Annotated in this window: 24 protein-coding genes and 1 riboswitch; of the genes, 6 read left to right on the top strand and 18 right to left on the bottom strand. The window is 73.6% G+C overall.

What is annotated here, in order from left to right:
* Positions 1-33 precede the first annotated feature (33 nt).
* The 5 genes from serS to GA0070612_RS13475 all read right to left on the bottom strand — a co-directional run bounded on the left by serS (position 34) and on the right by GA0070612_RS13475 (position 5342).
* Positions 34-1320: a serine--tRNA ligase gene (gene serS / locus GA0070612_RS13455; protein WP_088988203.1), complete on the bottom strand. Its 1287-nt coding sequence runs from the start codon at positions 1318-1320 to the stop codon at positions 34-36.
* Positions 1321-1416: 96 nt separating this feature from the next.
* Positions 1417-2499, bottom strand: coding sequence for a DNA polymerase III subunit beta family protein (locus GA0070612_RS13460; protein ID WP_088988204.1), 1083 nt, complete (start codon positions 2497-2499; stop codon positions 1417-1419).
* Between the two features lie 25 nt (positions 2500-2524).
* A complete protein-coding gene (locus tag GA0070612_RS13465) occupies positions 2525-3706 on the bottom strand; it encodes a saccharopine dehydrogenase family protein (RefSeq protein ID WP_088988205.1) in 1182 nt (393 codons plus the stop codon).
* Positions 3707-3756: 50 nt separating this feature from the next.
* Entirely contained in the window at positions 3757-4905 is a 1149-nt protein-coding gene (locus GA0070612_RS13470) for an alcohol dehydrogenase catalytic domain-containing protein (protein WP_088988206.1), read from the bottom strand.
* The gene (locus GA0070612_RS13475) at positions 4902-5342 is read right to left on the bottom strand and encodes a hypothetical protein (protein WP_231924552.1); all 441 of its coding nucleotides are present in this window, start codon (positions 5340-5342) and stop codon (positions 4902-4904) included. The genes GA0070612_RS13470 and GA0070612_RS13475 overlap by 4 nt, the downstream gene beginning before the upstream one ends.
* Before the next feature lie 144 nt (positions 5343-5486).
* Between GA0070612_RS13475 and GA0070612_RS13480 the strand changes: the two genes are divergently transcribed.
* On the top strand, positions 5487-8351 hold the full coding sequence (locus GA0070612_RS13480; protein WP_088988207.1) for a helix-turn-helix transcriptional regulator: 2865 nt from the start codon (positions 5487-5489) through the stop codon (positions 8349-8351).
* 12 nt (positions 8352-8363) lie between these two features.
* Here the strand turns inward: GA0070612_RS13480 and GA0070612_RS13485 are convergent, their stop codons facing one another.
* From GA0070612_RS13485 to GA0070612_RS31435, 5 genes are all read right to left on the bottom strand, one after another.
* A complete protein-coding gene (locus GA0070612_RS13485) occupies positions 8364-8912 on the bottom strand; it encodes a DsbA family protein (RefSeq protein WP_088988208.1) in 549 nt (182 codons plus the stop codon).
* Complete coding sequence (locus GA0070612_RS13490) at positions 8909-9406, bottom strand: redoxin domain-containing protein (protein ID WP_088988209.1); 498 nt, start codon at positions 9404-9406, stop codon at positions 8909-8911. The genes GA0070612_RS13485 and GA0070612_RS13490 overlap by 4 nt, the downstream gene beginning before the upstream one ends.
* A 140-nt stretch (positions 9407-9546) precedes the next feature.
* On the bottom strand, positions 9547-10233 hold the full coding sequence (locus tag GA0070612_RS13495; RefSeq protein WP_088988210.1) for a BON domain-containing protein: 687 nt from the start codon (positions 10231-10233) through the stop codon (positions 9547-9549).
* A 483-nt stretch (positions 10234-10716) separates the two neighbouring features.
* Positions 10717-11118, bottom strand: a complete 402-nt coding sequence (locus tag GA0070612_RS13500; RefSeq protein WP_231924553.1) for a hypothetical protein — start codon at positions 11116-11118, stop codon at positions 10717-10719.
* 125 nt (positions 11119-11243) lie between these two features.
* Positions 11244-11387 (bottom strand): hypothetical protein, encoded by a 144-nt coding sequence (locus GA0070612_RS31435; RefSeq protein ID WP_157742473.1) that lies wholly within the window; start codon positions 11385-11387, stop codon positions 11244-11246.
* Positions 11388-11775: 388 nt separating this feature from the next.
* Between GA0070612_RS31435 and GA0070612_RS13505 the strand changes: the two genes are divergently transcribed.
* Positions 11776-12138: an STAS domain-containing protein gene (locus GA0070612_RS13505; RefSeq protein WP_030330302.1), complete on the top strand. Its 363-nt coding sequence runs from the start codon at positions 11776-11778 to the stop codon at positions 12136-12138.
* A gap of 17 nt (positions 12139-12155) precedes the next feature.
* Here GA0070612_RS13505 and surE read toward each other — a convergent pair whose 3' ends face one another.
* Together surE and GA0070612_RS13515 are read right to left on the bottom strand one after the other, a co-directional pair.
* Positions 12156-12983 carry a 5'/3'-nucleotidase SurE gene (gene surE, locus GA0070612_RS13510; RefSeq protein WP_088988211.1) on the bottom strand — a complete coding sequence of 276 codons (828 nt, stop codon included), beginning with the start codon at positions 12981-12983 and terminating at the stop codon, positions 12156-12158.
* On the bottom strand, positions 12980-13942 hold the full coding sequence (locus tag GA0070612_RS13515) for a PfkB family carbohydrate kinase (RefSeq protein ID WP_088991480.1): 963 nt from the start codon (positions 13940-13942) through the stop codon (positions 12980-12982). The genes surE and GA0070612_RS13515 overlap by 4 nt, the downstream gene beginning before the upstream one ends.
* Before the next feature lie 182 nt (positions 13943-14124).
* Between GA0070612_RS13515 and GA0070612_RS13520 the strand changes: the two genes are divergently transcribed.
* Entirely contained in the window at positions 14125-14592 is a 468-nt protein-coding gene (locus tag GA0070612_RS13520) for an SRPBCC family protein (RefSeq protein WP_088988212.1), read from the top strand.
* A gap of 605 nt (positions 14593-15197) precedes the next feature.
* Here the strand turns inward: GA0070612_RS13520 and GA0070612_RS13525 are convergent.
* From GA0070612_RS13525 to GA0070612_RS13545, 5 genes are all read right to left on the bottom strand, one after another.
* The gene (locus GA0070612_RS13525) at positions 15198-15701 is read right to left on the bottom strand and encodes a hypothetical protein (protein WP_088988213.1); all 504 of its coding nucleotides are present in this window, start codon (positions 15699-15701) and stop codon (positions 15198-15200) included.
* Positions 15702-15818: 117 nt separating this feature from the next.
* Entirely contained in the window at positions 15819-16883 is a 1065-nt protein-coding gene (locus GA0070612_RS13530) for a coiled-coil domain-containing protein (RefSeq protein WP_408630545.1), read from the bottom strand.
* A gap of 3 nt (positions 16884-16886) precedes the next feature.
* Positions 16887-17018: riboswitch (cyclic di-AMP (ydaO/yuaA leader) on the bottom strand.
* Between the two features lie 113 nt (positions 17019-17131).
* Entirely contained in the window at positions 17132-18049 is a 918-nt protein-coding gene (locus GA0070612_RS13535; protein ID WP_088988214.1) for a cation diffusion facilitator family transporter, read from the bottom strand.
* Positions 18050-18155: 106 nt separating this feature from the next.
* The gene (locus tag GA0070612_RS13540; protein WP_088988215.1) at positions 18156-20273 is read right to left on the bottom strand and encodes a HelD family protein; all 2118 of its coding nucleotides are present in this window, start codon (positions 20271-20273) and stop codon (positions 18156-18158) included.
* A 108-nt stretch (positions 20274-20381) separates the two neighbouring features.
* The gene (locus GA0070612_RS13545) at positions 20382-21329 is read right to left on the bottom strand and encodes an alpha/beta fold hydrolase (protein ID WP_088991482.1); all 948 of its coding nucleotides are present in this window, start codon (positions 21327-21329) and stop codon (positions 20382-20384) included.
* 178 nt (positions 21330-21507) lie between these two features.
* Between GA0070612_RS13545 and GA0070612_RS13550 the strand changes: the two genes are divergently transcribed.
* Complete coding sequence (locus GA0070612_RS13550) at positions 21508-22125, top strand: carbonic anhydrase (protein WP_088991483.1); 618 nt, start codon at positions 21508-21510, stop codon at positions 22123-22125.
* 256 nt (positions 22126-22381) lie between these two features.
* On the opposite strand, the gene GA0070612_RS13560 is transcribed toward GA0070612_RS13550, so the two are convergent.
* Positions 22382-22711 (bottom strand): hypothetical protein, encoded by a 330-nt coding sequence (locus GA0070612_RS13560; RefSeq protein WP_088988216.1) that lies wholly within the window; start codon positions 22709-22711, stop codon positions 22382-22384.
* 307 nt (positions 22712-23018) lie between these two features.
* Between GA0070612_RS13560 and GA0070612_RS13565 the strand changes: the two genes are divergently transcribed.
* Together GA0070612_RS13565 and GA0070612_RS13570 are read left to right on the top strand one after the other, a co-directional pair.
* The gene (locus tag GA0070612_RS13565) at positions 23019-23510 is read left to right on the top strand and encodes a DUF3145 domain-containing protein (RefSeq protein WP_030330284.1); all 492 of its coding nucleotides are present in this window, start codon (positions 23019-23021) and stop codon (positions 23508-23510) included.
* 100 nt (positions 23511-23610) lie between these two features.
* Entirely contained in the window at positions 23611-25344 is a 1734-nt protein-coding gene (locus tag GA0070612_RS13570) for a glycoside hydrolase family 3 protein (RefSeq protein WP_088988217.1), read from the top strand.
* Positions 25345-25363: the final 19 nt, after the last annotated feature.

Consider the following 25363-nt stretch of genomic DNA (forward strand, 5'->3'; position numbering starts at 1 on the left):
GTGCGATCCGCACCAGCCCCGCCGCCGGCTGATTCAGCGCAGCGGGGTCAGCCGGTCGGTGCCCAGGCGCTCCTGCAGGACCTTCGGGACCAGGACACTGCCGTCGGCCTGCTGGTACTGCTCCAGGATGGCCGGGAAGAGCCGGCTGGTAGCCAGCGCCGAGCCGTTGAGCGTGTGCACGAAACGGGTCTGCTTGCCGCCCGGCTCGCGGTAACGGATGGCGGCGCGACGCGCCTGGTAGTCACCGGCCCAGGAGACCGACGACACCTCCTTGTACTTGCCGGTGCTCGGCATCCACACCTCGATGTCGAGGGTCTTCTTCATCGAGGCGCTGGCGTCACCCGCCGAGAGCAACGTGCGCTGGTAGTGCAGGCCCAGCCCCTCGACCAGGCTCTCCGCGTGGGCGAGCATCTCCTCCAGAGCGGCGTCGGCCTGCTCCGGGAGGGTGAACTGGAAGATCTCCACCTTGTTGAACTGGTGCCCGCGCACGGTGCCGCGCTCGTCGGAGTGCGAGCCGGCCGACTCCCGCCGGTAGCACGGGGTGTACGCGAACGCCTTCAACGGCAGCTTCGGGGTCTCCAGGATCTCGTCCTGGTAGGCGCCGAGGATCGCCGTCTCCGACGTCGGCAGCAGGAACTGGCCACGCGGGGCGGACGCCGAATCGAGGTGGTAGACGTCGTCGTAGAACTTGGGGAACTGCCCGGCGGCGAAGCCGGCCGAGTCCAGCAACAGGTGCGGCGGGAGCAGGAACTCGTAACCGGCCCGGATGTGCTGGTCGACGAAGTAGTTGAGCAGCGCCCACTCCAGCCGGGCGCCGATGCCGGTGTAGATCCAGAAACCGGACCCACCGAGCTTGACCCCGCGCTCGTAGTCGACCAGGCCCAGCGCCCGGCTCAGCTCCACGTGGTCGCGGACCTTCTCGATCACCGGCGGCTCGCCGAAGGTCTTCACGACCCGGTTGGCTTCCTTGCCGCCGGCCACGACGTCGTCGCTGGGCAGGTTGGGCAGCTCGCTCATCGCGTCGCGCAGCCGGGCCTGCACCTCGTCCAGCTGGGACTCCAGGTCGGCGAGCTGTCGACGCTCGGCGTCGGGTGCGACGACCTGCGGCTCCTCACCGGCACGCAACGCCAGCGCGTACGCCCGGGCCTCCGCCTTGCGGCGCTGCCGCTCGGCGTCGATCTCCGTGATCAGCGCGCGTCGTTCCTGGTCGAGCCGCTGGATCTCGTCCAGGGATCGGGTGACCTCGGCGGGATCCAGTCGCTTCGCCAACGCGGTCGCCACCGCCTCGCGATCCTTCCGGATCAACTCCATGTCGAGCATGCTGCTCCGTACGCCTCCGTCCGGGGTTCACTGGTGAACCATCAGATGCTACCGTCGCGCACGTTTTCACCCGGGGACGGGGAGCGCGAGGGATTTCTACAGCCGGATCGGCATCAGCACCGAATAGGTGTCCGCGTCGTCCGGACGGCGTACGGCCAGCGGGCCGATCGGCCCGTCCAACTCCAGCACCAGTTGCGGCCCGCCGGCCGCGTTCAACGCGTCCAGCAGGTAGCCGCCGTCCACCCCGACCAGCAGCGCCTCCGAGGTCAGCTCGGTGTCCGGGAGCAGCCGCAGGTCGCCGGTGTCGTCGACGCCGAGCACGGTGACCGCGCGCGCCGTGCCGTCGTGGTCGCGGGCGACAGTGGGCGCCGCCGGGTCGGCCAGCGCGGCGCGCAGCGCCGCCACGTCCACCGGGATGCGGCGGGCGGTGGGTCGCTCGCCGACGGCCTGGCGCACCAGTCGGCGGTAGTCCGGGAAGTCGTACGGCAGGGCGCTGCCGGCCAGGGTCCGCCCGGCCACCAGCACCCGCAGGTCCGCGCCCGCCACGGTCAGCCGCACCGGCCGGGCGTCGGCGGCGGTGAGCAGCGCCCGGATCCGGTCGACGAGATCGACGGGTGCGAACACCCGCACCGGCGGACCGTCGACGTCGGCCCGGGCCCGCGCCAGCGCGAGCCGGTACCGGTCGGTCGCGACCAGCCGCACCCCGTCGGACTCCACGTCGAGCAGCACGCCGGAGAGCATCGGCAGCTCCGGGTCGGCGCCGACGGCGAAGCGCACCGCGTCGAGCGCGGCGGCCAGGTCGGCGGGGGAGAAAAGCACGGTGGTGCTGGTCTGCGGTGCCGGGTCGACGAGCGTCCGGAGTCGGGTCACCTCACGGCGGGCGTCGGCGAGCCCGTCGACCAGCCGACGCAGGTGCGCGTCGAGCAACAGGTGCACCGCGGCCGGCTCGGCGCGTACCGCGGCGGCGATCTCCGGCACCGGCATGCCGATCCGGCGCAGCCCGGCCACCAGGCGGGCCGGCGCGATCTGCTCGTCGGTGTACCAGCGGTAGCCGGTCACCGGGTCGACCAGGGCCGGTTCCAGCACTCCCGCCGAGTCGTAGAAGCGCAGGGCGCTGACGGTCAGGCCACTGGCCCGGGCCAGCTCACCGATGCTGTGCAGGTCGCTCACGCTGGGCATCCTGCCCCCTCGACCCGGTCGAGGGTCAAGCCGACGGGTCCAGCACCCGGAAGGTGAGCCCGGCGCGGACGAGCCGGTCGAGCAGCGCGTCGCCCATCGCGGTGACCGGGGTGACCTGACCGGCGGTCGGCGGCAGGTCGTCGAGCGCCAGGCAGAGCGCCGACTCACCGAGCATCTTCGCCGTCTCGTCGTAGCCCGGGTCGCCGCCGGCCACCTCGGTGACCACCCGCCGCCCACCCCCGGTGCCGACGAACCGCACCCGGAACCAGGACGCGGCCCGCTGCTCGGGGGTCGGGCCCTGCCCGGAGGCCAGTCGACCAAGCAGCCACCGTCGACTGGGTGGCACCTTCACCAGCCCGATCAGCGCGCCGAGCCCGGCCGCGCCGGCCAGCACGGTGGGCAGCCGCCTCACCGCCGCGAAGTGCCGGTAACGGAAGTCCGGGCCGTACTCCGGGCGGGCCGCCGCCGATCGGCGGACGACCTGCGGGTCGATGGTCGGCAGCGGGACGGTCCAGATGCCCAGCTCGGCGGAGCGGGCCAGCCGGCCGGGTACCGCCCGGACCCGGCGGTCGGTGGGGCGCGGCTCGACCGCACGGCGGTCCCGGGCGGCCCGGCTGGCCTGTGCCGTGCGGGAGAACGCGGTGAGCGCGGAATGGTACGTGCCGGCGGAGAACCGACCACCGGCGCGCACGTAACCGTCCACGGTGATCGGCACGTCGGCGGGCAGGTGCCTGACGGTGAACCAGGCCCCCAGGTCGTGCGGGATCGAGTCGAACCCGCAGGCGTGCACCAGCCGCGCCCCGGTGCGGGTCGCCTCGTCGTGGTGGCGCACGTACATCAGGTCGACGAACTCCGGCTCGCCGGTGATGTCCAGGTAGTCGGTGCCGGCCCGGGCGCAGGCCCCGACCAGCGGCTCCCCGTGGTGGATGTACGGGCCGACCGTGCTGGCCACCACCCGGGCGCTCTCCGCGACCGCGCGCAGCGAGCCCGCGTCGGTCACGTCGGCGGTCAGCAGCGGCAACTCGGCCAGCGCCGGGTCGATCGCCGCGAGCCGGTCCCGGACGGCGGCGAGACGCTGCTGGTTGCGCCCGGCCAGCGCCCAGCGCAGCCCGGCCGGCGCGTGCCGGGCCAGGTATTCAGCGGTCAGACCGCCGGTGAACCCGGTCGCCCCGAACAGCACCACGTCGTACGTCCGCTCCCCAGTCATCCCCGGAGTCTGCCATTCGCGGCCCCCGACGGCAGATCACGAAGAGGCCGTCAGGGCGTGAACACGGCCCGTACACAACCGTCGGCCCGGTCCCGGAACAACGCGTACCCGTGGGCGGCCTGCTCCAGCGGCAGCCGGTGGGTGGCCAGATGCTCGGTACGCAGCTCGTCGCGGGCCATCCGGTCCAGCAGCATCGGCACGTCGCGAAGGTCCGGCCGGCGTACCCCGTGCAGCGTGAGCCGCCGGTCGGTGACCGTGCCCAGCGGGAACGCGTCGACGAAGCCGCCGGTCGCGCCGAGCACCACCACCACACCGCCCTTGCGGCAGGCGTGCACTGCCTCCCGCAGGGCGTCCGGTCGGTCGGCGGTGTGGCCACCGAACCGGTCGATCAGCGATCGGGCCGGCGGCGTGCCGACCGCCACCACGCACACGTCCGGACCACGTCCACCGCTGCGGTCGCGCAGCTCCACCGCGACGTCGGTGCGACCGTAGTCCAACGGCTCCGCGCCGCAGTGCCGCTCGGCCATCCGCAACCGCTGCTCGTGACGGTCGACCACCAGCACCCGGGCGGCGCCGCGCAGCACCGCCGCCCGGGCGGTCAGCTGGCCCACCGCCCCGGCGCCCCAGATCGCCACCACGTCGCCAGGACGCACCGCCCCCACCTCCGCCGCTAGCCACCCGGTCGGCGCCGCGTCGGCGGCGAACACCGCCCGGTCGTCGTCGACCCCGTCCGGCACCCCGAACGCGCCCACGTCGGCGTACGGCACCCGCACGTACTCGGCGTGACCGCCGACGAACCCGCCCGCCGCCCGGGGCCGGCCGAAGCAGCCGGCGTCGGAGCGCCCCCCGTCGGGGTCCGCGCTCGCCGGCTCGGCGCTGCCGTTGTCGCAGCAGGAGTGCAGGCCCTGACGGCAGTACCAGCAGCCCCCGCAGGCGACGCTCGCGGCCACGACCACCCGGTCGCCGGCCCGGTGCCGGCGCACCGCGGGCCCGACCTCGACCACCTCGCCCAGGAACTCGGCCCCGAGCACGTCACCGGCCCGCAGCAGCGGGTCCCGGCCGGCCAGCAGCGGCAGGTCACCGCCGCAGGTGGTGCTGCGCCGAACGCGGACGATGACGTCCCGCTCGTTGCGCAGCTCCGGGTCGGGCACCTCGCGTACCGCCACCTCGTCGGCCGCCACCCAGCACAGGGCCCTCACCCGCGCGCCTCGGGGCGGTCCAGCGCGGACCGGTCCGCGCGCAGCACCTCGCCGGCCTCCACGCGCTGCTTGACCTGGCGCAACGTCCGGCGTACCAGCAGAGCCGGGTCGTCGCCCACCAGGTGCGCGGCCAACCCGGCGGGCGGGGGTCCGCCGGTCAGGGGCCGGGCGGCCAGCTCCGTGCCCCGGTCGCCGGGCGCCGGGCGTACCCGGACCTCGATCGCGCCGTCCAGTCGGTGCAGTGGCTCGGGCCAGCGCCCGTCCGGAAGCACCTGCTCGGGCGGCCGGTCGACGGTCACCACCTCCCACCGGGCCGACACGCCAGGATCGCCGTCCGCGCCGGTCCGGCCCCGCGCGGTCGCAGCGCCGTCCGCGCCCGACCAACCCACCCACCGGGGTACGCGCAGCACGCGCACCGCCCGCGCCAGCCGTCCCATCGGTCCCACAGGTCCTCCCCGTCCACGTCCCCCGATCCTCGGTCCCGGTCGGGTGAAGCGTGCTCGCCCGGAAGGGGTGAACCGCCCTCCGCCGGGTAACCGCTCGCCGACCGGGGGCGGAACGTGCGGTGGGGGTGGGGCTGGGTGTCGGAACAGGATCGCGTGCGGGTCGAGCCGGCAGTGGGGCCGCCGCTGCTGGCGTCCCGGCTGACTCCGGCAGTGCCGCCGGAACCGGTGGTGGCCCGACCCCGACTGCTGCGCCGGTTGGACGAGGGCAGCGCGGCGCCGGTCACCCGGATCGCTGCTCCGGCCGGCTGGGGTAAGACCACGTTGCTCGCGTCCTGGGTACGGCTGGGTGGCGCTCCGGCCCAGGTCGAGCCGGGTGCTGTCGTGCCCGACTCCGGCGAACTGACGGCACCGCCCGAGTCCGGCCCGGTTCCGGCGTGGGTGTCCGTGGAGGTCGGCGACGACGGTGACCGGCTCTGGTCGTACCTCGCTGCGGCGCTGCGGGCGGCGACCGGCTCGACGGAGAGCGGACCGGTGCCGGACCGGTCGCCGCGCCCCGAGCACCTGGAGGCGCTGGCTGCCTCGCTCGCCGCCGCGGACCGGCCGGTGCTGCTGATCCTGGACGACCTGCACCGGGTCGCCGACCCGGCCGCGTTGACCGGGTTGGAGTTCCTGCTGCGTCACGCCGGGCAGCGGCTGCGTCTGGTGATCGGCGCGCGGGCCGGGCTGCACCTGCCGCTGCACCGGCTCCGCCTCGCCGGTGAGCTGACCGAGATCGGCCCGGACGAGTTGGCGTTCACCGACGACGAGGTTGCCGACCTGCTCACCGCGCACGGCGCCGCGCTGCCGGCGGCTGCCGTGCACCGCCTGCGGGAGCGGACCGGAGGGTGGCCGGCCGCGCTGCGCATCGCGGCCCTGGCGGTACGCGGTCAGGGCGACCCGGAGCGCTGGGCGGGACAGTTCGGCGGCGACCAACCGGAGATCGCCGGCTACCTGCACGAGGAGGTGCTCGCGACGCTCGAACCGGCCGAGGAGGACCTGCTGCGCCGTACCGCGGTCGTCGACACCGTCTGCGCCGACCTGGCCGAGGCGCTGACCGGCCGCGCCGATGCCGGGCAGGCGCTCGCCGACCTGGCCGGGGCCGGTGGCCTGCTGCACCGGGAGGACACCCGCCCGGCCTGGTACCGGTGCGAGCCCCTGCTCGCCGACCTGCTCCGCGCCGACCTGGCCCGGTTGCCCGCCGACGACCTGCGCGAGCTGCACGCCCGGGCCGCCGACTGGTACGCGGGCGACGGCCGGCCGGCCGACGGCCTGCGGCACGCGTTGGTCGCCGGCCGGTGGGACCTGGCCGGCGACCTGTTCGTCGCCCACTGGCCGGAGCTGACCCGCTACGACCGCGAACCGGCGCACGCCCCGGCCCCCGTGGCTCCACCGGGGGAGGTGGTCCGCGCCGACCCGGAGGTGGCGTTGGCCTGTGCCGCCGAGCGTGTGTGCGCCGCCGACCTGCCGGCCGCGAGGGCCCACCTGGGCGTGGCGGCCGACCACGCCGCGGGCCTTCCCACGCCCCGACGCGACCGGTTCCTGCGGTTGGTCACCGCGCTGGAGGTGAGCGTGGCCCGGCTCGCCGACGACCAGGCGGAGGTCCGCGCCGCCGCCGCCCGACTGCTGCGAACCCGCCCGGGGGGCGCCACACCGACCCGGCTGCCGGACTCCGCGCCGACCGGGCCGTCGAGCTCCGCTCCCACCACCGGTGGCGGCGCGGCGGCCGACGACGCGGACCTGAGGGCGTTCACCGGCACCGCGCTGGGGCTGGTCGAGTTGGCCGACGGCGCGTTGCCGGCCGCCCGCTTCGTCCGGGCCCGGTCGGCGGCCCGGGAGGCCGGTCGGCCGCGTACCGAGCTGGTCGCCGCCAGCCGTGCCGCACTGCTGCTCGCGGTCCGCGGTGACCTGCGGGCGGCCGAGCAGGCGGCCCGGGACGCGCTGGGCATGCCGCCCTGCCGGGGTTGGTCGGGTCGGCTGGACTGCGGCTACGCGTACCTGGCGCTGGCCCTGGTGGCGCTGCTGCGCGACCAGCCCGAGGAGGCCGTGGCCAACCTCGCCCTCGCCGGCCCGGCGTTCGGTGTCGCGGACGGGTGGGGCGGTGACGCCGAGGCCGGTACCGGTGAGGCGTGGCTCGCCGCCGCGCCCGACGAGCCGGTGGCGGCGGCGGTGGCGGCCCTGTGCCGGGCGCAGTTGCACCGCGACGCCGGCGACCCGGCGGTCGGCCAGCGGCTGCTCGTCCGGGCCGGCGCGGCACTGGCCGACAGTCCCTCTGCCACCGAACTGACCAGCCTCCTGCGGGCCGCCGAGGCCGAGCTACGCGCCGAGCGGGGGGACCTGGACGCCGCCCGTGACCTGCTGGCCGGAACCGCCGACGACGGGACCGATCCGGTGCTGGCGGTGACGGCGGCGAAGGTGGAACTGCTGGCCGGCGACACCGCCGCTGCCGGGCGGGCCCTGCCGGGCTGGCAGGCGCCGACGGCCACGGCCTGGCCCCTGCCGGTACGCCTGGACGCGGGCCTGCTGGACGCGGTGCTGGCCGAGCGGGCCGGGGACGGTCGTCGGGCCGGCCGGATCCTGGAAGAGGTGCTGGACCTCGCCGGCCCGCCGGGCTGCCGGCGGGTCTTCACCCGCGCCGCACCACCCGTACGGGACCTGCTGGCCGCCCACCTGGACGCCGGCACCGCGCACTTCACGCTGGTCAGCGACCTGGTCCGGGGGGCCAGCACGAGCACTGCCCGGCCGACCGCGACGCCCCGGGGCGTTCTCGACGAGCCACTCACCGAGCGTGAGCTGACCATCCTGCGCTACCTGCAGAGCATCCTGTCCAACGTGGAGATCGCCAGCGAACTGTCGCTCTCCGTCAACACGGTGAAGACACACGTCCGCAACATCTACCGCAAACTCGACGCGACCCGCCGGCGTGAAGCGGTCCGGCGGGCGCGCGAGCTGCGGCTGATCTGAGAGGGTCGCCGGTCAGGCGTCGCCGGCCGCGTCCACGGCGGTCAACAGGTCGGCCAGGTCGTAGCCGCCGTCGTGTCGGACGCCGTTGACGAACAGGGTCGGGGTGCCGTTCACCCCGCTTCGGATGCCGCCCACGAAGTCCCGGCGTACCCGGTCGGCGTGCGTACGGCTCTCCACCTCGGCGTTCAACTCGTCCGGTGGCAACCCGACCTGCTCGACACCGAGCGAGAGGTGCACCGGGTCGAGTTGGTCCTGGTGCTCGTAGAGCCAGTCGTGCATCTCCCAGAACCGGCCCCGCACCCCGGCGGCCTCGGCCGTCTCGGCGGCGCGTTCGGCGTACGGGTGCACGTTGGCGATCGGGAAGTACCGGTAGACCAGCCGGACGGTGTCGGCCCGCTGCCGCAGCAACTCGTGCAGGTTCGGGTACGCGGCACCGCAGAACTGGCACTGGAAGTCGCCGTACTCGACGACGGTGACCGCCGCGTCGGCCGGCCCGCGGATGTGGTCCTCGGTGGTCACCGGGTCCCGGAGTCGGGCGGTGACCTGCAGTGGCGTGGTCATCCGGTCGTCACCTTCCGTTCGGCGGCGAGCTTGTCCAGCGCGTCGAAGATGCCGTCCGCGCCCGGGTTCACGTCCGGCGGCGAGAGATGACTCCAGGTCACCACGCCGGCCGGGTCGAGCACCACGAGCGCGCGGGCGGCCTCACCCTGCGGTTGGTATGCGCCGTAGGCACGGGCCACCTCGCCCTTGGGCTCGAAGTCGGCCAGCAGGGGGAACTCGATGCCCCGGCTCTCCGCGAACGCCCGGTGCGACCAGATGCCGTCCACCGAGACGCCGAGCACTACCGCGTCGTACTGCGCGAAGACGGGTGCCGCCGACTGGTAGAGCGACATCTGGTCACCGCAGACCGGGCTCCAGTCGGCGGGGTAGAAGGCGAGCACCACCGGTCGCCCGCGGAACTGCCCGGGCCCCACCGGATCCCCGGCCGGGGTGGCCGGCAGGGTGAAGTCGGGCGGGGCGTGCCCCGGTTGGATCAGCCCGTTCGGATCACTCATGCCCCCAGCCTGCTCCCGGGGTGGGTGAGACGGACTCACCCGCCCCGGGTGGTTCCGCGCCCGCTCAGCGCGTCGCCGAGGCAGGGCGCTCAGCGCCGTGGCGCGCTCGCATCGTGCTGAGCACCGCGCGTGCCGTCGGCCTATCGCAGCACCGGGGCGACGGCGATGTGGTTCTGCACCTCACGGATGCCTGGTGCGGACCACGCCACCTGCTCGACCTCGGCCCGCTCGGGCATCGAGTGCACCAGACCGGCGAGCACCGCCGTGTCACCGTGCACCCGGACGGTGATCCGTTCGGCTTCGGTCGCCCCGGCTCGGGCGAGGGCGTCGACGATCCGCTCGGCCAGGTTCCGACCGTCCGGCGCGGCGGTCGGCTGGACGGCGATGCCGTTGCTCACCCCGCGTACGCCGGTCAGTCGGCCGACCGCCCGTTCGGCAGCGCGGCGCTGGTACTCCCACTCCACGTCGCCGTGCAACGTCACCCAGCCGGTCGAGACGGTGACCTGGAGCTTCTCGATGGGTACGAACGCGTCCCACTCCAGTGCGTGGCTGGCGGCGGCGGCCAGGTCGGGGTCGGTGCGCTCCGCGCCGGTGGCCAGTTGCACGGCCAGGTCGTCGGCGACCGCCCGGACCTGGGCGACCCGGTGCGCGGCGCGTTCGGCGGCCCACTTCTTCGCGTAGCTGTCCACCCGCCCGGTCAGCGTGACGACACCGTCGGCGACGGTCACGCCGATCTCGTGCGGCTGCACCCGTGGTTCCCAGGTCAGCTCGTCGAGTACGGCGGACTGGATGTCCTGGTCGGTGCGGCTGATCTCCGCGATGGCCATCTGTCCTCCTCCCGTGCTCCGGTGGCGAACCGGGCGGCGACGTGCAGCGCTTCGGTGACTAACCGGGCGGCGACGTGCAGCCGGAGGCCCGCCGACGTCGAATCTGCCGCCGCTCCGGGTGAACCGTCTTCGCCCGGACGGGGTGACATGGAGACTGTTTCCTCCATGGGAGCGCTTCCATCACGAGTGCATTTCGGTTACGGTAATCGCGTTCCTCGATCGCGGAAGCCGTCGCGTCGGGTGGTGGAGCCAGGGCAACTCCGTCCCCGTCGTCGTGCTCGTCCCCCGGGCCACGACGCTTCCGCCCGGTCGGCCCCGTCCCCCGGGGTGAGCCCCACCATCACCACCACCACCCGAGCACCGGTCCGCCGGGCCGCCTGAGGGGTCCGGCACCCGGCGGACCGGCCCCACCCCGTCCCCGACCCAGCGGTACGGGCCCCGATCGACGTCTGTCGAACGGGGCCCGGAGGTTCGGGAACGTGCTCAGACCGCAGGCGAGTTGGGACGGTCGACGTCGACGAACTCCACGTCGTCGACGGAGGGGTTGTCCCGGCTGCCGGCGGCCCGCGCGGCGGAACCGACGGCCCAGCCGACCGCCGCGCCGACGAGTGCTGCGCCGATCAGCAGTGTCCAGGGCAGAGCCGGCTGGCGACCGGCCAGTGCGTCGAAGGCCAGCGAGGCGCGGCGTCGCGCCTCTTCGGCGGCGGAGCCCACCAGGTCACCGGCGCCGTCGGCCAGGTCGCTGCTGTTGCGACGGGCCGACCGTGCGGTGTCCCGCATGCTGTCTCCGGCGGAGCTGACGGCCGAGAGCAGGTGCTCCCAGGCCTGGTCCGCGATCCGCTCCGGCTTGCTGCGGCGGTCCAGCAGGCTGGTTCCGAACATCATGGTTACCTCCTCGGGTGCCGAAGCCGCCGGCCACTTCGGACCTCGGCGTCTGTTCAGCGCGTCACGGTTCGCCTACCCCGCCAGTGCCCAGGTGCGCCCGAGCGCAAACCCGGCACGCCGGAACCTCAGCGCACCGCCACTGCGGCAACGCCCCGCGCGAAGTCGTCGTCGTCGTCGCCGTCATCGCCGTCGCCTCCGCCGAAACCGCAGGCCAGTACGAGGGCGAGCAGTACGCCGACGCCAGCCAGCCCCGCAAGTCGCTTGATCATCGAAGGTCCTCTCCGTCGCGGTGGGTGTCCCGGCCCGATGCTAGGACGAAACGGCAACCACGGGCGCCGATCGGGGTGCGCGGGCGCGGGCGACACGCCGGTGGCACACGGGACGGGCGTACGTCATGGGGCGGTTGTCCGGCGTGCCGGGCCCGGACGGCTACCCTGATCCGGCGACGCGTCGGTCACGACTGATCGACAAGGTGCAGATAACGAAAAGTGTTGAGTAATCAGATACTGAAAAGTACGGATATGGGTCGCTTTGTTGGCTCGGATCCGCGAATTACTCATCCCGAGGGGTGGCGACCGAGGCCGTTGGAGGAATACTCTCGGTCGCGGCCCGCGTACTGATGAGGCGCCCGGGGGACGGGCGGGTGGAGGTGCTCGCGTGAGCCTGTCGATCGTGAAGTCGGTTCTGTCCGGTGGTGTCGTGGAGATCGCCCCGCGGGGCGAGATCGACGTCGACACAGCGTACGAGGTGCGCGAAGCGATCGCGGAGGTGCTGGCGAAAGGCCGGCCCCTACGCATCGAGCTCAACATGAGGCTGGTCACCTTCATCGACTCCGTCGGCATCAGCGCCATGGTCGCCGGCTTCCAGACGGCCGAGGTCAGCGACGTCAAGCTGGTGGTCACCGAACCGAGCCGGTTCGTGCACCGGCAGCTGTGGGTGACCGGCCTGCTCGGCCTGTTCGGTGCCCCCGAGCCCTACTTCGCCGGTGCCGCCACCCCCGAGGTGCTGCCCGGCGCCTGAGCGCGCCCGACATCACGTCAGGTCTGCTCGTCCAGCCCGGTCAGGTCGACGTCGGTCGCTTCGGTGACCGCCCGGATGGCCGTCACCGACGCGTACCCGGCGGCCAGCAACGCCACGTCCGTGCCGGGCTGCGCGGCCTGCCCCGGCTCCTCCAACGAGGTACGCACGAAGCCGTGACCGGATTCGGCCACCGTCATCTGCACCTGGCCGAAGCTGGCCAGCGCACCGCGACGCACCCCGCGCAACTGTCCGTGCGGCAGGTCCGGCGCGTTCACGTTCAGCACGCTCTCCAGCGGCGCTGATCGCAACCGGGGGAGGAGATCGAGGGCGACCCGCGCGGCGGTGCTCCAGTGCCGCTCCGCGTCCCGTACCCGGGCTGCGGCGTCCACTGCGGCGCCGCCGCTCGCCGCCGTCGCCTCACCCGCGGAGAGCACGTCGAGGGAGACCGCCATCGCGCGGCACCCGTTCGTGGCGGCGGTGAACGCGGCCCCCACCGTCCCGGAGTGCAACACGGCCCGACCGGCGTTGGCGCCCCGGTTGATGCCGGAGAGCACCACCGACGGCGGTGGGCCGAACGCGCCGTGCAGGGCGATCAACGTGATGAAGCCGGGGGAGCCGCCCACTCCGTACGCCGGCACTCCCGCCAGGTCCGGTAGCGGGTGGTCGTTCACGACGACCCTCCCGTCCCGTTCCATGGCGCTCATCGCGGCGCTGGTGCCGCTCGCCTCCTCCAACGGCGCGGCGACCACCACGTCCAGGCCCCGCTGCACGGCCGCCCAGGCCAGGGCCTGGATGCCGGGCGCGGCTATCCCGTCGTCGTTGGTGATCAACACCCGCACCGTCATCGGTCGACCACCCGGTCGGCCAGTTCATCGGGGGTGGTCCGCTCCTGTGGCCGGCTGTCCGCCGGCACCAGACGGACCCGGTCCACCAGGCCGGTGATCGAGTCCAGCCGTCCGGTGCCCAGGCCGTGCCGGGTCACGTTGAGCGCGCCGGCCGCGGCGCCGGTCCGGATGGCGGTCCGGATGTCTCCGCCGCCGGCCACGATGGCGGCCACCCCGGCGGTCATCGAGTCACCCGCGCCACGCGGGTCGGCGGCCTCCAGTCGGGGCATCTCGACCTCGAACAACTCCCCGTCGATGAGCGCGAGCGCCGGCTGGTCGGCTCGGCTCACCACCACCGTCTCGGCACCGGTCGCGTGCAACTCGTACATGGCCCGGGTCAGTTCGGCGGTGTCGTCGGTGCGGGCGCGGCCGTCACGGATCAACTCCTCGTGGCTCACCTTGAGGAAGAACACGCCGCTCTCCAGCACCGCTCCGAGATGATCGCCGGAGAGGTCGACCACGACCCGGCCGCCGTTGGCGCCGAGGTCCGCCGCGAAACGCCGGTACAGGTCGGCGGGGACGAGCCACGGCGCGTTCGGCCCGCTGAGAATGCTCACGGCGGCCCGCAGGCCCTCGCCGAGGGCCAGGTTGTACAACTCGTCGAGCTCGTGTCGGCTCAACGGCTGTCCGGGTACGTCGGCGATCTCCTGCCGGGACCCGCGCCGGCGGTCGTGCACGTACCCGCCGCTGCCGGAGTCGCGGACCACCACCTTGAGGTCGACGCCCTCGCTGACCAGCAATGGCTCCAACACCTGGCCGATCTCGCCGCCGAGGGCGGCGCAGAGCACCACGTCGACACCGAGCGACATCACCATCCGGGCCTGCCATACGCCCTGCCCACCGGGGTGCAGGTGCAGTTCGGGGTGGTCGTTGGGCTGGTCCAGGGTCACCGTCAGCTGTGGCGTGGGCGCGAAGACCATCACGTGCCCGCTCACCGGATCGTCGCCGTTCATGGTGTCCGCCCCCAGCACGTTCGGGTAATCCATCACTAATGGGACAAATGGTAGCTCCCTGTCCGGTCGTCCTGGGTTCGTCCGCCGGGGCGTTGCCAGCCGGACATCGGTAGGGGACGATCGTGCGACCATCGACGGCGGGAGACGGTGTGCTCAAGAGCGATACCTTCAGCTACACCGTCCAGGCCCGGTGCTCGCCGGCCCACGCGGCGGCGATGCTCAGCGACCTGACCCGCCAGGGCGAGCTGCACCCCCTGATCGTCCAGGTCCGTCGACTGCCACCCCGACCCGGCGCGCAGGCCAGTTACACGATCAACGACCGTCTGTCGGTGGGCCCGGCGCGCTTCACGACCACGTACCACGCGGACGTGCTGATCAACGAGGACGACGAGATCGTCATGGTGGCCCGCCAGTGGCCGGCCACCACAGTGCGAAACCACACCCGGCTGCGCCCCGAGCCGGACGGCCTGGTCCGGATCGACGTCGAGATCACCCTGACCGCGCCCGCCCCACTGTTCCGGTACGCGTTCCGCCAGGCCCGTGCCGCCCACCTCGCCCTGGCCACCCGACTGGGCCCGGCCCTGGAACGCGCCGACGACCCCCCACCCGCCGCCTGACCCCGCGCGCCCACGCCCCGCGCCCACGCCTCACGCCCGGGCCTTGCGCCTCGCGCCTCGCGCCTGGGCCTTGCGCCTTGCGCCTCGCGCCTGGGCCTTGCGCCTCGCGCCTGGGCCTTGCGCCTTGCGCCTCGCGCCTGGGCCTTGCGCCTCGCGCCCGGGCCTCGCGCCTGGGCCTTGCGCCTCGCGCCCGGGCCTCGCGCCTGGGCCTTGCGCCTCGCGCCCGGGCCTCGCGGCCGGGCCTTGCGCCCCGGCGTCCCGCGTCCCCGCCCCGCGCCCTGCGTCAAGATCCGCGCAATATCCCGGATGTTGCTGCCTCCGACGGGCGGGAGGCAGCACTATTCCTGATGTTGCGCGGATCTTGAGGGCGAACACCCGGCGCCGCCCAGGAGCGGATCGGCGCGCCCGCAGCCGTCAAGGTCACGCTCGATCATGGACGTAGTGGCCTGACGGCGCTCAGGAGACCACTACATCGTGGTTACAGCGCGATCATGGTGCTGTGGTCACGGTCGGCGTGTCGGCGCGGTCGGGGTGTGGTCACGGCCGGGGTGCGGTCACGGTCGGCGTGTCGGCGCGGTCGGGGTGTGGTCACGGCCGGGGTGCGGTCACGGTCGGCGTGTCGGCGCGGTCGGTGTGGTCGTTCGGGCGGCCTGTCGGCGGCCCCACGGCTTGTAGGTGGACAGCACCGTCGCGATGATCATGAGGGTGGTCGACACCGCGGGCGCGATCACCAGGTCGGCGCGATCCCGTGCGGGGAGGGCGGAGCCCAACGCTCCGGCGTGCCGCAGATTCGGGGTGAGCAGGAACAGCACCAGCCCGACCATCACCGTGGTGATCACGAGCTTGACCAACACCCACCGATAGCGCAGGAGGCCCCACGGGGTGAGCAGCGCGCTGACGACACCGATCAGCCAGGCCAGGACGCTGAGCGGTGCGAACAGGACGGTGCCGACCACCGCGCCGACCGGGTAGAAGACGGCCGGGTCGGCGCCCCGCTGTACGGCGATGCCGAGGGTGAGCAGCACCAGGTCGGCGCCGAGCCAGCCCAGCGAGGTGACCAGGTGCAGGGTGAGCAGCGCCTTGCGGGCGGTGGGTGGGATCCGAGGCATGCCGCGATGCTGCCCGCCGACCGTCGCCGGGTCGTCCGACGACCGGCGACATCGGGTGTACGTCCCGCGACGTAGCCGTGGCCGGTGCCCCTCGACGGGGGCACCGGCCACGAGTGGTCAGTAGACCGACAGGTGTACGTGGTTGGTGTGGTCGCTGGACGGGTCGCCGCCCGCCCCGCTGTACGCCTTCCACCCGCTGCTGGGCAGCCAGATCTGCCGGTACCAGATCACGTACAGCACGGCGAGCCGGTCGGCGTTGCGGATGAAGTACGCCGCCAGGTTGTTGCCGTACGTCTTGTCACCGCCGGTGGCGTCCCCGCCGAAGCCGCCCTTCTGCGCGGCGAAGTCGCAGGCTCGGCCCTTCGGGTGTTCGCCCGAGCCTCCGTTGCGGTGGCAGGAGACGTACCGGGTGAAGCCTGCGGCCTTGGCCTGGTTGAGGGCATGCAGGGTGCGCGGGGTGATGCAGCCGCTGGCCGGGGTGGGGTCGTCGACGCTGCACGACTCCTTCGGCCAGGAGCCGTCGGAGTTGCGCGGCGCGGCCTTGGCGTTGCTGGTGGAGGTGCCCCGGTTGGAGTCGGTGTCGGCGGTGGTCCGTGGCTTCGGGGTGGTGGCGACGGTCAGGGCTCGCTCGGCCTGCTCCTTGCGCTTGGCCATCACCGCGACCTGCTTGCGTTGCTCGTTGATCTCACCGTCCAGGGCGGCGCGGGTCCGGTTGGCCTGGTCCTTGGTGGTGAGGAGGTCGCGCAGCACCCGGTCCTCGTTGGCGGCCACCGCGTCCAGGGAGGCGGCCCGGTCCATGAAGCCTTCCGGGGTGTTGCTGTTGAGCAGCGCCGATATGGTGCTGAGTCGGCCGGTGCGGTACGCGACGCCGGCGATCTCGCCGACCTTGCCGTTGCGCTGGTCGAGCTCGACCTCGATGGTCTTCAGTTGGGTGGTGAGCTGCTGCTGCCGCTGCACGGAGGTGTCCAGGGCGCGTTTCGCGTCCAGGTAGCCCTTGCTGGCGGCTTCCAGTTGGGCGCGGAGCGCCGGGGTGCCGCCCTCTTCGTCGGAGTCGGGTGCGGCGGCCCGCTGGCCGGTCGGGGGAGCGGCCGAGGCGGTGCCGGCCGGGAGTGCGACGCCGAGAGCGAGCATCGCGACGATCAGGGCCGCCAGTCGGGCGGCGGGATGTCGTGCTGGTGCCACTGTCAGTCCTTCCGTCAGCCGCCGACCGGGTTAGCTGACGGGTTCGGGACGGAAGATCCCTACCGCTGACGCGGATGCACCCCAGGAACGTGGTTCCCCGGTTCGCCCGTGTGGGCGATTAGGCGACGACCACCACCGGCGCCGGGAGGCGCCGCCTGGTGGCGGCCGGGACAGAGCCTACCGGTACTCGTGGGGCGGCTGCAGCGAATGTGACGGACGGTGAGTGCGTCAGTACGGGGAACTCACCGTCACCACTCGATCGAGCCACAGGCCCCGGAGTTGGCGCCCGGCTCGATCTGCAGCGTCGCGTGTTCGATCCGGAAGTCGTCGTGCAGGGCCGTACGCGCGGCGGTGAGCACCGCGCCGACCTCTGCGCCGGGCTCCATGGTGAGGTGTGCGGAGGCGACGTCCATGCCCGAGGTGAGCGTCCAGACGTGCAGGTCGTGCACCTCGACCACACCGGGGACCGCCGCCAGCCGGTCGTGCACGGCGGTCACCTGGAGGTGTTCCGGTGCGGCCTGCACCAGGATGCGGATGGCCGCCCGGGCCAGCCGCCAGGTGCGCGGCAGGATGAACACGCCGATGGCGACGGCGACCAGCGGGTCGGCCCACCACCAGTCGGTGACGGTGATGAGCAGCGCCGCGCCGATCACGCCGACCGAGCCGAGCAGGTCGCCGAGGACCTCCAGGTAGGCGCCCTGGATGTTGATGCTCTCCCGCGCACCGGCGCGGAGGAGGCCGAAGGCGACGATGTTGGCGAGCAGGCCGAGGACGGCCACCACGAGCATCGGACCGGTGATGACCTCGTGCGGGTCGCCGAAGCGGCGGATCGCCTCGATGACCACGTAGACCGCGACGCCGGAGAGCAGGACGGCGTTGGCCAGTGCGGCGAGCACCTCGAGTCGGTAGAGCCCGAAGGTGCGTTGCGGGTCGCCGGTGGCCCGCCGGGTCGCGGTGATCGCGGCGAGCGCCATGCCGATGCCGAGCACGTCGGTGAACATGTGCCCGGCGTCGGAGAGCAGGGCGAGCGAGCCGGTGTGCAGGGCGGTGACCGCCTCGACCACCATCAGGGTGGCGAGCAGCCCGAAGGCCGCCCAGAGTCGACCCCGGTGCTGGTGCGCGGCATTGGCGACGGATCCGTGGTGGTGGTCATGACCTGCTCCCACGTGAACTACCTTCCGCCGCCGTCCGAGGTCCGGTCCAATGTATGTTCACATCGCAATGTGTGCAAGTGTACGGGTCGCACCTCCCGCCGGCCGGCGCTCGCGCAGGTCAGTCGGTGGGGTCGATGGTGGTGAGTCGCTGGGTGGCCCGGGACAGCGCCACGTACAGGGTGCGTACCCCGGCACCCGGATCCGCCCGGATCTCGCTCGGGGCGACCAGCACGACTCCGTCGTACTCCATGCCCTTGGCCTCCAGGCTGGTGACCACCTGCAACCTCGGCGCGTCCAGCGCGTCGAGCCAGCCGGCGACCTCGTCGCGACGCGGCACCGGCGTGATCACGCCGACCGTGCCCTCCACCTCGGCCAGCAGGTCGGCGGCGGCCTTCACGGTCGCGATCTCCAACCCCGCCGCGGGCACCACCAGCTCGACCGGATCGACGCCGGTGGAGCGGACGGCGGTCGGCAGCGGCAGGTCCGGGTAGAGCCGGCGGATCTCCGCCGCCGCCACCGCGAAGATCTCCGACGAGTTGCGGTAGTTGGTGGTGAGCGTGAAGTCGTGCCGCTTGCGCCGGCCCAACGCCTGGTCCCGGGCCCGGTCCAACTCGTCGGGGTCGCCGGTCCATGCGGTCTGCGCCGGGTCACCCACCACGGTCCAGGAGGCCAGCCGGCCACGACGGCCGATCATCCGCCACTGCATCGGCGAGACGTCCTGCGCCTCGTCGACCACCACGTGCGCGTAGTCCCGGTAGTCCTCCGGGCGCTCCCGGGCCGCCGCGCGAGCGGCCCGCTGCCGGTCGGCGGCGGTGCTCAGCTCGCGTACGCCGCCCGCCAGCTGGAACGGGTCGCGACGGGCCCGGGCCGGCTGCACCGGCTTGCCGAGCAGCGCGTCCAACTCGTCCAGCAGCGCGATGTCGGCGATGGTCAGCCCGGTCGAGTCCAGATCCCGGTACGCGGTGGTGAGCAGCCGGGTCTCCGCGTTGGAGAGGATCCCCCCAGCGTACCGGCGCAGCCGGTCCGGCTGGGTCAGCCAGCCGAGCACGTGCCGAGGGTGCAGACGGGGCCACCACGCCTTGAGGAACTCCCGGAACTCCGCCCGCTCGGCGATCTCCGCCTCGAAGGCCCGCTGTTCCGGCAGTCGGGTGACACCCACCTCCCGCGCCTGCGCCCAGAGCGCGGCGAACACCCCGTCGAAGCCGGCCCGGCGCACCTCGTTGCGGCGGGCGCCCCGGTGCAGCGCGCGGTCCCGGATCCGGTCCAGCGTCGTCCGGTCCAGCCGCAGCAGCGTGCCCCGGTACAGCAGCCGCAGCTCACCCGGGCCGCCCGGCACCGCGTCGCGGGCCGCCCGCTCCAGCACCCGACGCATCCGCAGCGAACCCTTCACCGCCGCCACCCGGGGTGGGTCGGTGCGGGTGGCGCTCATCCCCGGGAAGAGGGTGCCCAACGAGTGCAGGGTGGCGGTGTCCTCACCGAGCGACGGCAGCACCGAGCCGATGTACTCCACGAACACCGACGACGGGCCCACCACCAGGATGCCGCCGCCCGCGTACCGGCTGCGGTCGGAGTAGAGCAGGAACGCGGCCCGGTGCAGGGCGACGGCGGTCTTGCCGGTGCCGGGGCCACCGGCGACGATCGTCACCCCGGAACCGGGCGAACGGATCGCCTCGTCCTGCTCGCGCTGGATGGTCGCCACGATGTCCCGCATGCCCCGGCCGGTGGCCTTGGACAGGGTGGCCAGCAGCGCGCCGTCGCCGACGACCGTCATCCCCTCCGGCGCGGCGGTCGGGTCCAGCAGGTCGTCCTCAATTCGGGTGACCCGTTCGGCCCGGGACTGGATCGTGCGGCGACGCACCACGTTCAGCGGCTGCGCCGGGGTGGCCTGGTAGAAGGCGGCGGCCGCCGGGGCCCGCCAGTCCACGACCAGCGTGGTGGCGTCCTCGTCCCGGATGCCGAGCCGTCCGACGTGCAGCACCTGACGGTCGCGCAGGTCCAGCCGGCCGAAGACCAGCCCCTCGTGCTCGGCGTCCAGCGTGTGCCGCCGCTGCGCCGCGTGGAAGACCATCGCGTCGCGCTCCACCAGCGCACCGAACGTGCCCACCCGAGCCATCCGGTAGCCGTCGCGCTCGGCGCGGACCGCCGACTGCCGCAGTTCGGCCAACCGGGCGTACACCCGGTCGAGGTGGCGTTGCTCGACGGCGATCTCCTGCTCCAGGCCGGTCTGGTCGGTCAACGCACGCTCCTTCGACTGTCGCCGGCAGGCGGCGGGAACCGCGCAGGCCAACCGCAGAAGGGTACGGCCCCGCGCCCGGCCCGCCGCGCCCGAGGTGCGGGAACGTGGTCAGACGCCGGTCCCGGCGGGGGTCGCGTCGAGGCTGCGGGGCGGCGGTTCGGCGAGCACCCGACGCAGGACTCCGGTGAGCGCGGCGGTGACCTCGTCCGGCCGTTCCATCATCAGCATGTGCCCGGCACCAGGGCAGATGGTCAGCTCGGTGGCCGGCAGGGCCGCCGCGATCGACTCGGCGCACGGCGGTGGGGTCAACCGGTCCCGGTCGCCGACCAGAGCGGCGGCCGGCAGGTGGGCCAGCGCGGCGAGGGTGTCCAGGCGGTGCTGGGCACCGATGGAGGCGCGGAACCCGCCAATCGAACGCAGCGAGGCACGAGCCACCGCCGAGGTCACCAGGCGCAGGTCGGACGGGTCGCAGCGGTCGCCGAAGAGCATCCAGCGGATGCTCGGTCGCAGCGCGTTCAGCAGAGCCCGGGGCGCACGCCACGAACCGCATCGGGCCAACACCCCGGCGCCGGTCGTCTCGGCCAGCCGGATCAGGCGGGCGATCCGCGGTGAGAGGCCGTAGACGGTGTGCGTGTGCCCCTCGGCGGTGGTCGAGACGAAGACCAGCCCGGAGGTACGGGCGGCGAAGTGCGCGGGGTGGCGGTGGGCGTACTCCATGATCGTCATGCCGCCCATCGAGTGCCCGACCAGGACGACGGGCCCGGTCGGCGCCACCGAGTCGATCACCGTGGCCAGGTCGTCGCCGAGCTGGGCCAGGGTGGCGGTGGGCAGCGCCATGCAGCTGGAGTGGCCGTGCCCCCGCGCGTCGTAGGTGACGACCCGCACCGCCCCGCCGACCGGCGTCGTGCCGAGCGCGTCCACCTGCCGGTGCCAGGCGCGCCCATCCAGCGTCCAGCCGTGCAGCAGGATGGCTGTCACCGGGGCGTCCGCCGGCCCGGTCACCTCGACGTTGAGCCGTACGCCGTCCGGCATGCCCACCTCGAACCGCTCCGGCATCGCCACCTCCCCAGGGCCGCCCAGCACCACCAGCACCGGGATACCCGGCGGTAACACCGGCTACCCGCCATCAGACCACGTCAATCGCGCCGGGGCGAACATTCCCGACCTCGCCCGGGGTCGTCGGCGGGAGACCAAGCTGAACGGCATGGGGTCGTCGGGAGTGCCCATGGGCGGGATGCCGGGGCGGGAACGGCAGCCCGGCGGTACGCCCCGCGCCGCGCTCGCCGACCTGCTCGCCGGGAACCGGCGGTTCGTCAGCGGTCAGCCGATCCACGGGCACGACGTCACGGCCGCCGCAGCCGCCGCCTCCGGCGACCAGCAGCCGTACGCGGTGGTGCTCGGCTGCATCGACTCACGGGTGCCGCTGGAGGCGATCTTCGACCAGACGTTCGGGGCGATCTGTGTGATCCGTACCGGCGGGCACGTGCTCGACCGGGCGGTGTGCGGCTCCATCGAGTACGTGGTGGGCCGGCTCGGCGTACCGCTGGTGATGGTTCTCGGCCACGAGCGGTGCGGCGCGGTGGGTGCCGCGGTGGACGCGCTGCGCACCGGGGAGCGTCCCGGGGGGTCGCTGGCGTACCTGGTGGACGAGATCGCCCCGGCGGTGACCGAGATCGGGTTCGACGACCCGGCGGTGCACCCGCTGGCGATTCGCCGGCACGTCCGGCGGACGGTGCGCACGCTGCGCGACGACGACCTGCTGGCCGGGCCGGTGGCCGCCGGACGGGTGGCGATCACCGGCGGCCTCTACGACCTGGCCACCGGCGAGGTAGCCCTGCTCGACCCCGGCTAACCGCCCCCCCGCCCCGCCCCGCCGCCTCCCCCGCCCCGCCCCGCCTCCCCCGCCCCGCCCCGCCGCCCCGCCCCGCCCCGCCCCGCCCCCGCCTCCCCCGTCGATCATGGAGTTGTGGTGGGTGACAAAACGGCGTGGATGACTCCAAGCCGGGCACCACAACTCCATGATCGACGAAGCCGATCCTCGCGCACGCGAAACCGCCCGCCGGGAACTCCCGACGGGCGGTTTTCAGATGATGCGGTGGGGGAGGGGCTCAGCCCTCGAAGACACCGGCCGCGACGAGGCGCTTCTCGGTGGCCTCCCAGCCGTCACCCGGGTGGGCGGCGGCCAGGTTGTTGATCTCCGCCCGGATCTTGGCGGCGTGGCCGGCGGCGGCCAGGACCCGGATCTCCTCGACGAAGGCGTCCGAGTCGGTGCGCAGGTGCGCGGTCTTGCCGTTGGTCAGGTTCCGCACGTAGGCGTGCTTGCCGCCGTTGAGCGGGATGAGGTACTTGAACTCGCCCAGCACGCTGAGGGCGCCACCCTGGCCAGCCTGGCCGGCCCGGACTGACGCGCGCGCGGTCTTAGAGGTGTTGCTCGCCACGGAGGTACTCCTTGCAAGACGTACGGGAGGACTGAACGTCCGGGGGCTGTGTGCGGGCCGATCGTGTCCGGCTCGCGTAGGTGTAACGCGGCATAAGCCGCCGGTGGAACTGTACACGACCACGACATCATGCTGGTCGTCGCGGTGTCCTGAGAGGCAACGGCAGCCACCCGTCCGGCTATTCCACCCGGCGTTTTTTCCGATTCCCTGGCGCACCACGCGTCACAGGAGTCATCATGTGTTGCACGAGCCACCTGGGTGGTCGAGGTCGTAGGGGAAGACGCACCTCGCTCTCCGGGAGGTCACCGTGCCAACGCGTGGCGTCGTATACGTCCACTCGACCCCGCTCGCCGTGTGCTCGCACGTCGAGTGGGCGATCGCGCGCGTCCTTGCCGCGCCGGTCAACCTGCAGTGGACGGCTCAGCCCGTCGACCCCGGCGCACGCCGGGCAGAGTGCGGGTGGACCGGTCGTCCGGGGACGGGCGCCGAGCTGGCTGCTGCCCTACGGCAGTGGCCCATGATCCGTTTCGAGGTCACCGAGGAGCCGAGTCCCGGCGCCGACGGTGAACGCTTCATGTACGTGCCGGCCCGTGGTCTGTTCCGAGCCACCGTCGGCGTGGCCGGTGACATCCAGCTCGGCGAGGACCGGCTCCGGACGCTGATGGCCGCATCCCGGGCTCCGGAGGCGCTGGCGCACGCGCTGGACAAGGCGCTGGGCACCGCGTGGGACGCCGACCTGGAGCCCTACCGTTACGCCGGAGACGGCGCGCCGGTGACCTTGCTCACCCGGGTCGGCTGACTCGCCCGTGTGCGGGCCGGGCAACCTGCACGCACGTCGTCGGTGAGCCCTGCGGGCGGGCGGAAAGGTCAAGTTGCCCCGATAAGGGGGAACTGATGGGATAGGCCGCGTGTCGAATCGCCCGTGGCGCGCCGCCGTCGCAGCCACCGCCCTGACCGCCCTGCTCGTCTCCGGCTGCTCGGGTGCCGCCGAACGCCCGTCCCCGACGCCCAGCCCCGCCGGCTCCGCCGCGGCGCCGAGCAGCTCCGCCGCGCCGCCGGCCGGCGACCCCGCCGCCCGCGCCGCCGCGCTGGTCGCGACGCTGTCCGACGAGGACCTGGTCGGCCAGGTGCTGATGCCGTACGCCTACGGCGACTCGGCGACGAAGGTCTCGGCCGGCTCGGCCGCCGGCAACCAGGCCCTCGCCGGAGTCGACACCCCGGCCGACATGATCAGCAAGTACCGGCTGGGTGGCCTGATCCTGGTCGGCTTCAGCGCCGACGACCCGACCAAGGGCAACCAGGAGACGACGAACGTCGACAACCCGAAGCAGGTGCACGACCTCACCACCGGCCTGCGCGCCGCCGCCGGTCGGCTCGCCGCCGGCCCCGCGCCCCTGCTGATCGGCACCGACCAGGAGTACGGCGTGGTCACCCGCGTGACCGACGGGGTCACACTGCTGCCCAGCGCGCTGGCGGCGGGCGCGGCCGGCGACCCGAAGCTGACCGAGGCCGCCTGGCGGGCCGCCGGTGCCGAGTTGGCGGCGATGGGAATCAACGTCGACTTCGCCCCGGTGGCCGACGTGCTGGCCACCCGCAGCACCGTGATCGGATCCCGGTCGTACGGCTCCGACCCCCAGCAGGCCGCAGCGCAGGTGGGCGGTGCCGTCCGTGGCCTGCAGGCGGTCGGGGTGGCGGCCACCCTGAAGCACTTTCCCGGGCACGGCCACAGCGCCGACGATTCGCACCAGGACCTGCCGGTGCTCACCCAGTCCGCCGAGGCGTTGCGGAACGGCGCCTGGCCGCCGTTCAGCGCGGGCATGGACGCCGGGGCGATGGCGGTGATGTCCGGTCACCTGGACGCGCAGGCGATCGACCCGGGGACCCCGGCGACGTTCTCGCACAAGCTGCTCACCGACGTCCTGCGCGGCCAGCTCGGTTTCCAGGGCGTGGTGATCACCGACGGCATGAACATGCCACCCGCGAAGCGCTGGGCGCCCGGCGAGGCGGCGGTCCGCGCGTTGAACGCCGGTAACGACCTCATCCTGATGACCCCGAACGTGGGTCAGGCGTACGACGGGCTGCTCGCCGCGCTGCGCGGCGGCGCACTGCCCCGGACCCGACTGGTCGAGGCGGTCACCCGTGTGCTGACCATGAAGTTCCGTCTCGCGGAGACCCCGGCCGCGCAGATGTCCACGCTCAACTCCCCGGAGCACCGCGCGGCGGCCGACGCGCTGGCCGCCGCCGCCGTCACCGTGCTGCGGGGCACCTGCGGCAAGGCGGTGACCGGGCCGATCACCGTCACCTCCTCCGGCGGTCGGGACGGCACCCGGGCCGCGCTCACCGCCGCGCTGACGGCCGCCGGAGCGCAGGTGAAGCCCAGCGGCGGGACGATCGTGCACCTGGTCGGCTACGGCGACGGCGCCAAGGACCTGCGGCCCGACGCGGCGATCACCGTCGCCATGGACACCCCGTACGTGCTGGCCGACGCGAAGTCGCCGACCCTGCTGGCCACCTACTCGTCCAGCCGGGCCTCGATGACCGGGTTGGCCGCCGTGCTGACCGGCAAGGCCAAGCCGAGCGGCCGGTCCCCGGTGGCCGTGCCGGGCCTACCCGCCACCACCTGCGGCACCTGAACCGGCGCGGACAGCTCGG

It is taken from the genome of Micromonospora chokoriensis (assembly GCF_900091505.1).
In the GTDB taxonomy this organism is placed as follows: domain Bacteria; phylum Actinomycetota; class Actinomycetes; order Mycobacteriales; family Micromonosporaceae; genus Micromonospora; species Micromonospora chokoriensis.

Excerpts from the sequence above, each read along its gene's own strand:
- GA0070612_RS13545 (WP_088991482.1), bottom strand. The coding sequence starts at position 21,329 with ATGCCGGAGCGGTTCGAGGTGGGCATGCCGGACGGCGTACGGCTCAAC.
- GA0070612_RS31435 (WP_157742473.1), bottom strand. The coding sequence starts at position 11,387 with ATGATCAAGCGACTTGCGGGGCTGGCTGGCGTCGGCGTACTGCTCGCC.
- surE (WP_088988211.1), bottom strand. The coding sequence starts at position 12,983 with ATGACGGTGCGGGTGTTGATCACCAACGACGACGGGATAGCCGCGCCC.
- GA0070612_RS13515 (WP_088991480.1), bottom strand. The coding sequence starts at position 13,942 with ATGGTCTTCGCGCCCACGCCACAGCTGACGGTGACCCTGGACCAGCCC.
- GA0070612_RS13525 (WP_088988213.1), bottom strand. The coding sequence starts at position 15,701 with ATGCCTCGGATCCCACCCACCGCCCGCAAGGCGCTGCTCACCCTGCAC.
- GA0070612_RS13465 (WP_088988205.1), bottom strand. The coding sequence starts at position 3,706 with ATGACTGGGGAGCGGACGTACGACGTGGTGCTGTTCGGGGCGACCGGG.
- GA0070612_RS13495 (WP_088988210.1), bottom strand. The coding sequence starts at position 10,233 with ATGGCCATCGCGGAGATCAGCCGCACCGACCAGGACATCCAGTCCGCC.
- GA0070612_RS13460 (WP_088988204.1), bottom strand. The coding sequence starts at position 2,499 with ATGCCCAGCGTGAGCGACCTGCACAGCATCGGTGAGCTGGCCCGGGCC.
- GA0070612_RS13500 (WP_231924553.1), bottom strand. The coding sequence starts at position 11,118 with ATGATGTTCGGAACCAGCCTGCTGGACCGCCGCAGCAAGCCGGAGCGG.
- GA0070612_RS13475 (WP_231924552.1), bottom strand. The coding sequence starts at position 5,342 with ATGGGACGGCTGGCGCGGGCGGTGCGCGTGCTGCGCGTACCCCGGTGG.
- GA0070612_RS13490 (WP_088988209.1), bottom strand. The coding sequence starts at position 9,406 with ATGAGTGATCCGAACGGGCTGATCCAACCGGGGCACGCCCCGCCCGAC.
- serS (WP_088988203.1), bottom strand. The coding sequence starts at position 1,320 with ATGCTCGACATGGAGTTGATCCGGAAGGATCGCGAGGCGGTGGCGACC.
- GA0070612_RS13485 (WP_088988208.1), bottom strand. The coding sequence starts at position 8,912 with ATGACCACGCCACTGCAGGTCACCGCCCGACTCCGGGACCCGGTGACC.
- GA0070612_RS13550 (WP_088991483.1), top strand. The coding sequence starts at position 21,508 with ATGCCGGGGCGGGAACGGCAGCCCGGCGGTACGCCCCGCGCCGCGCTC.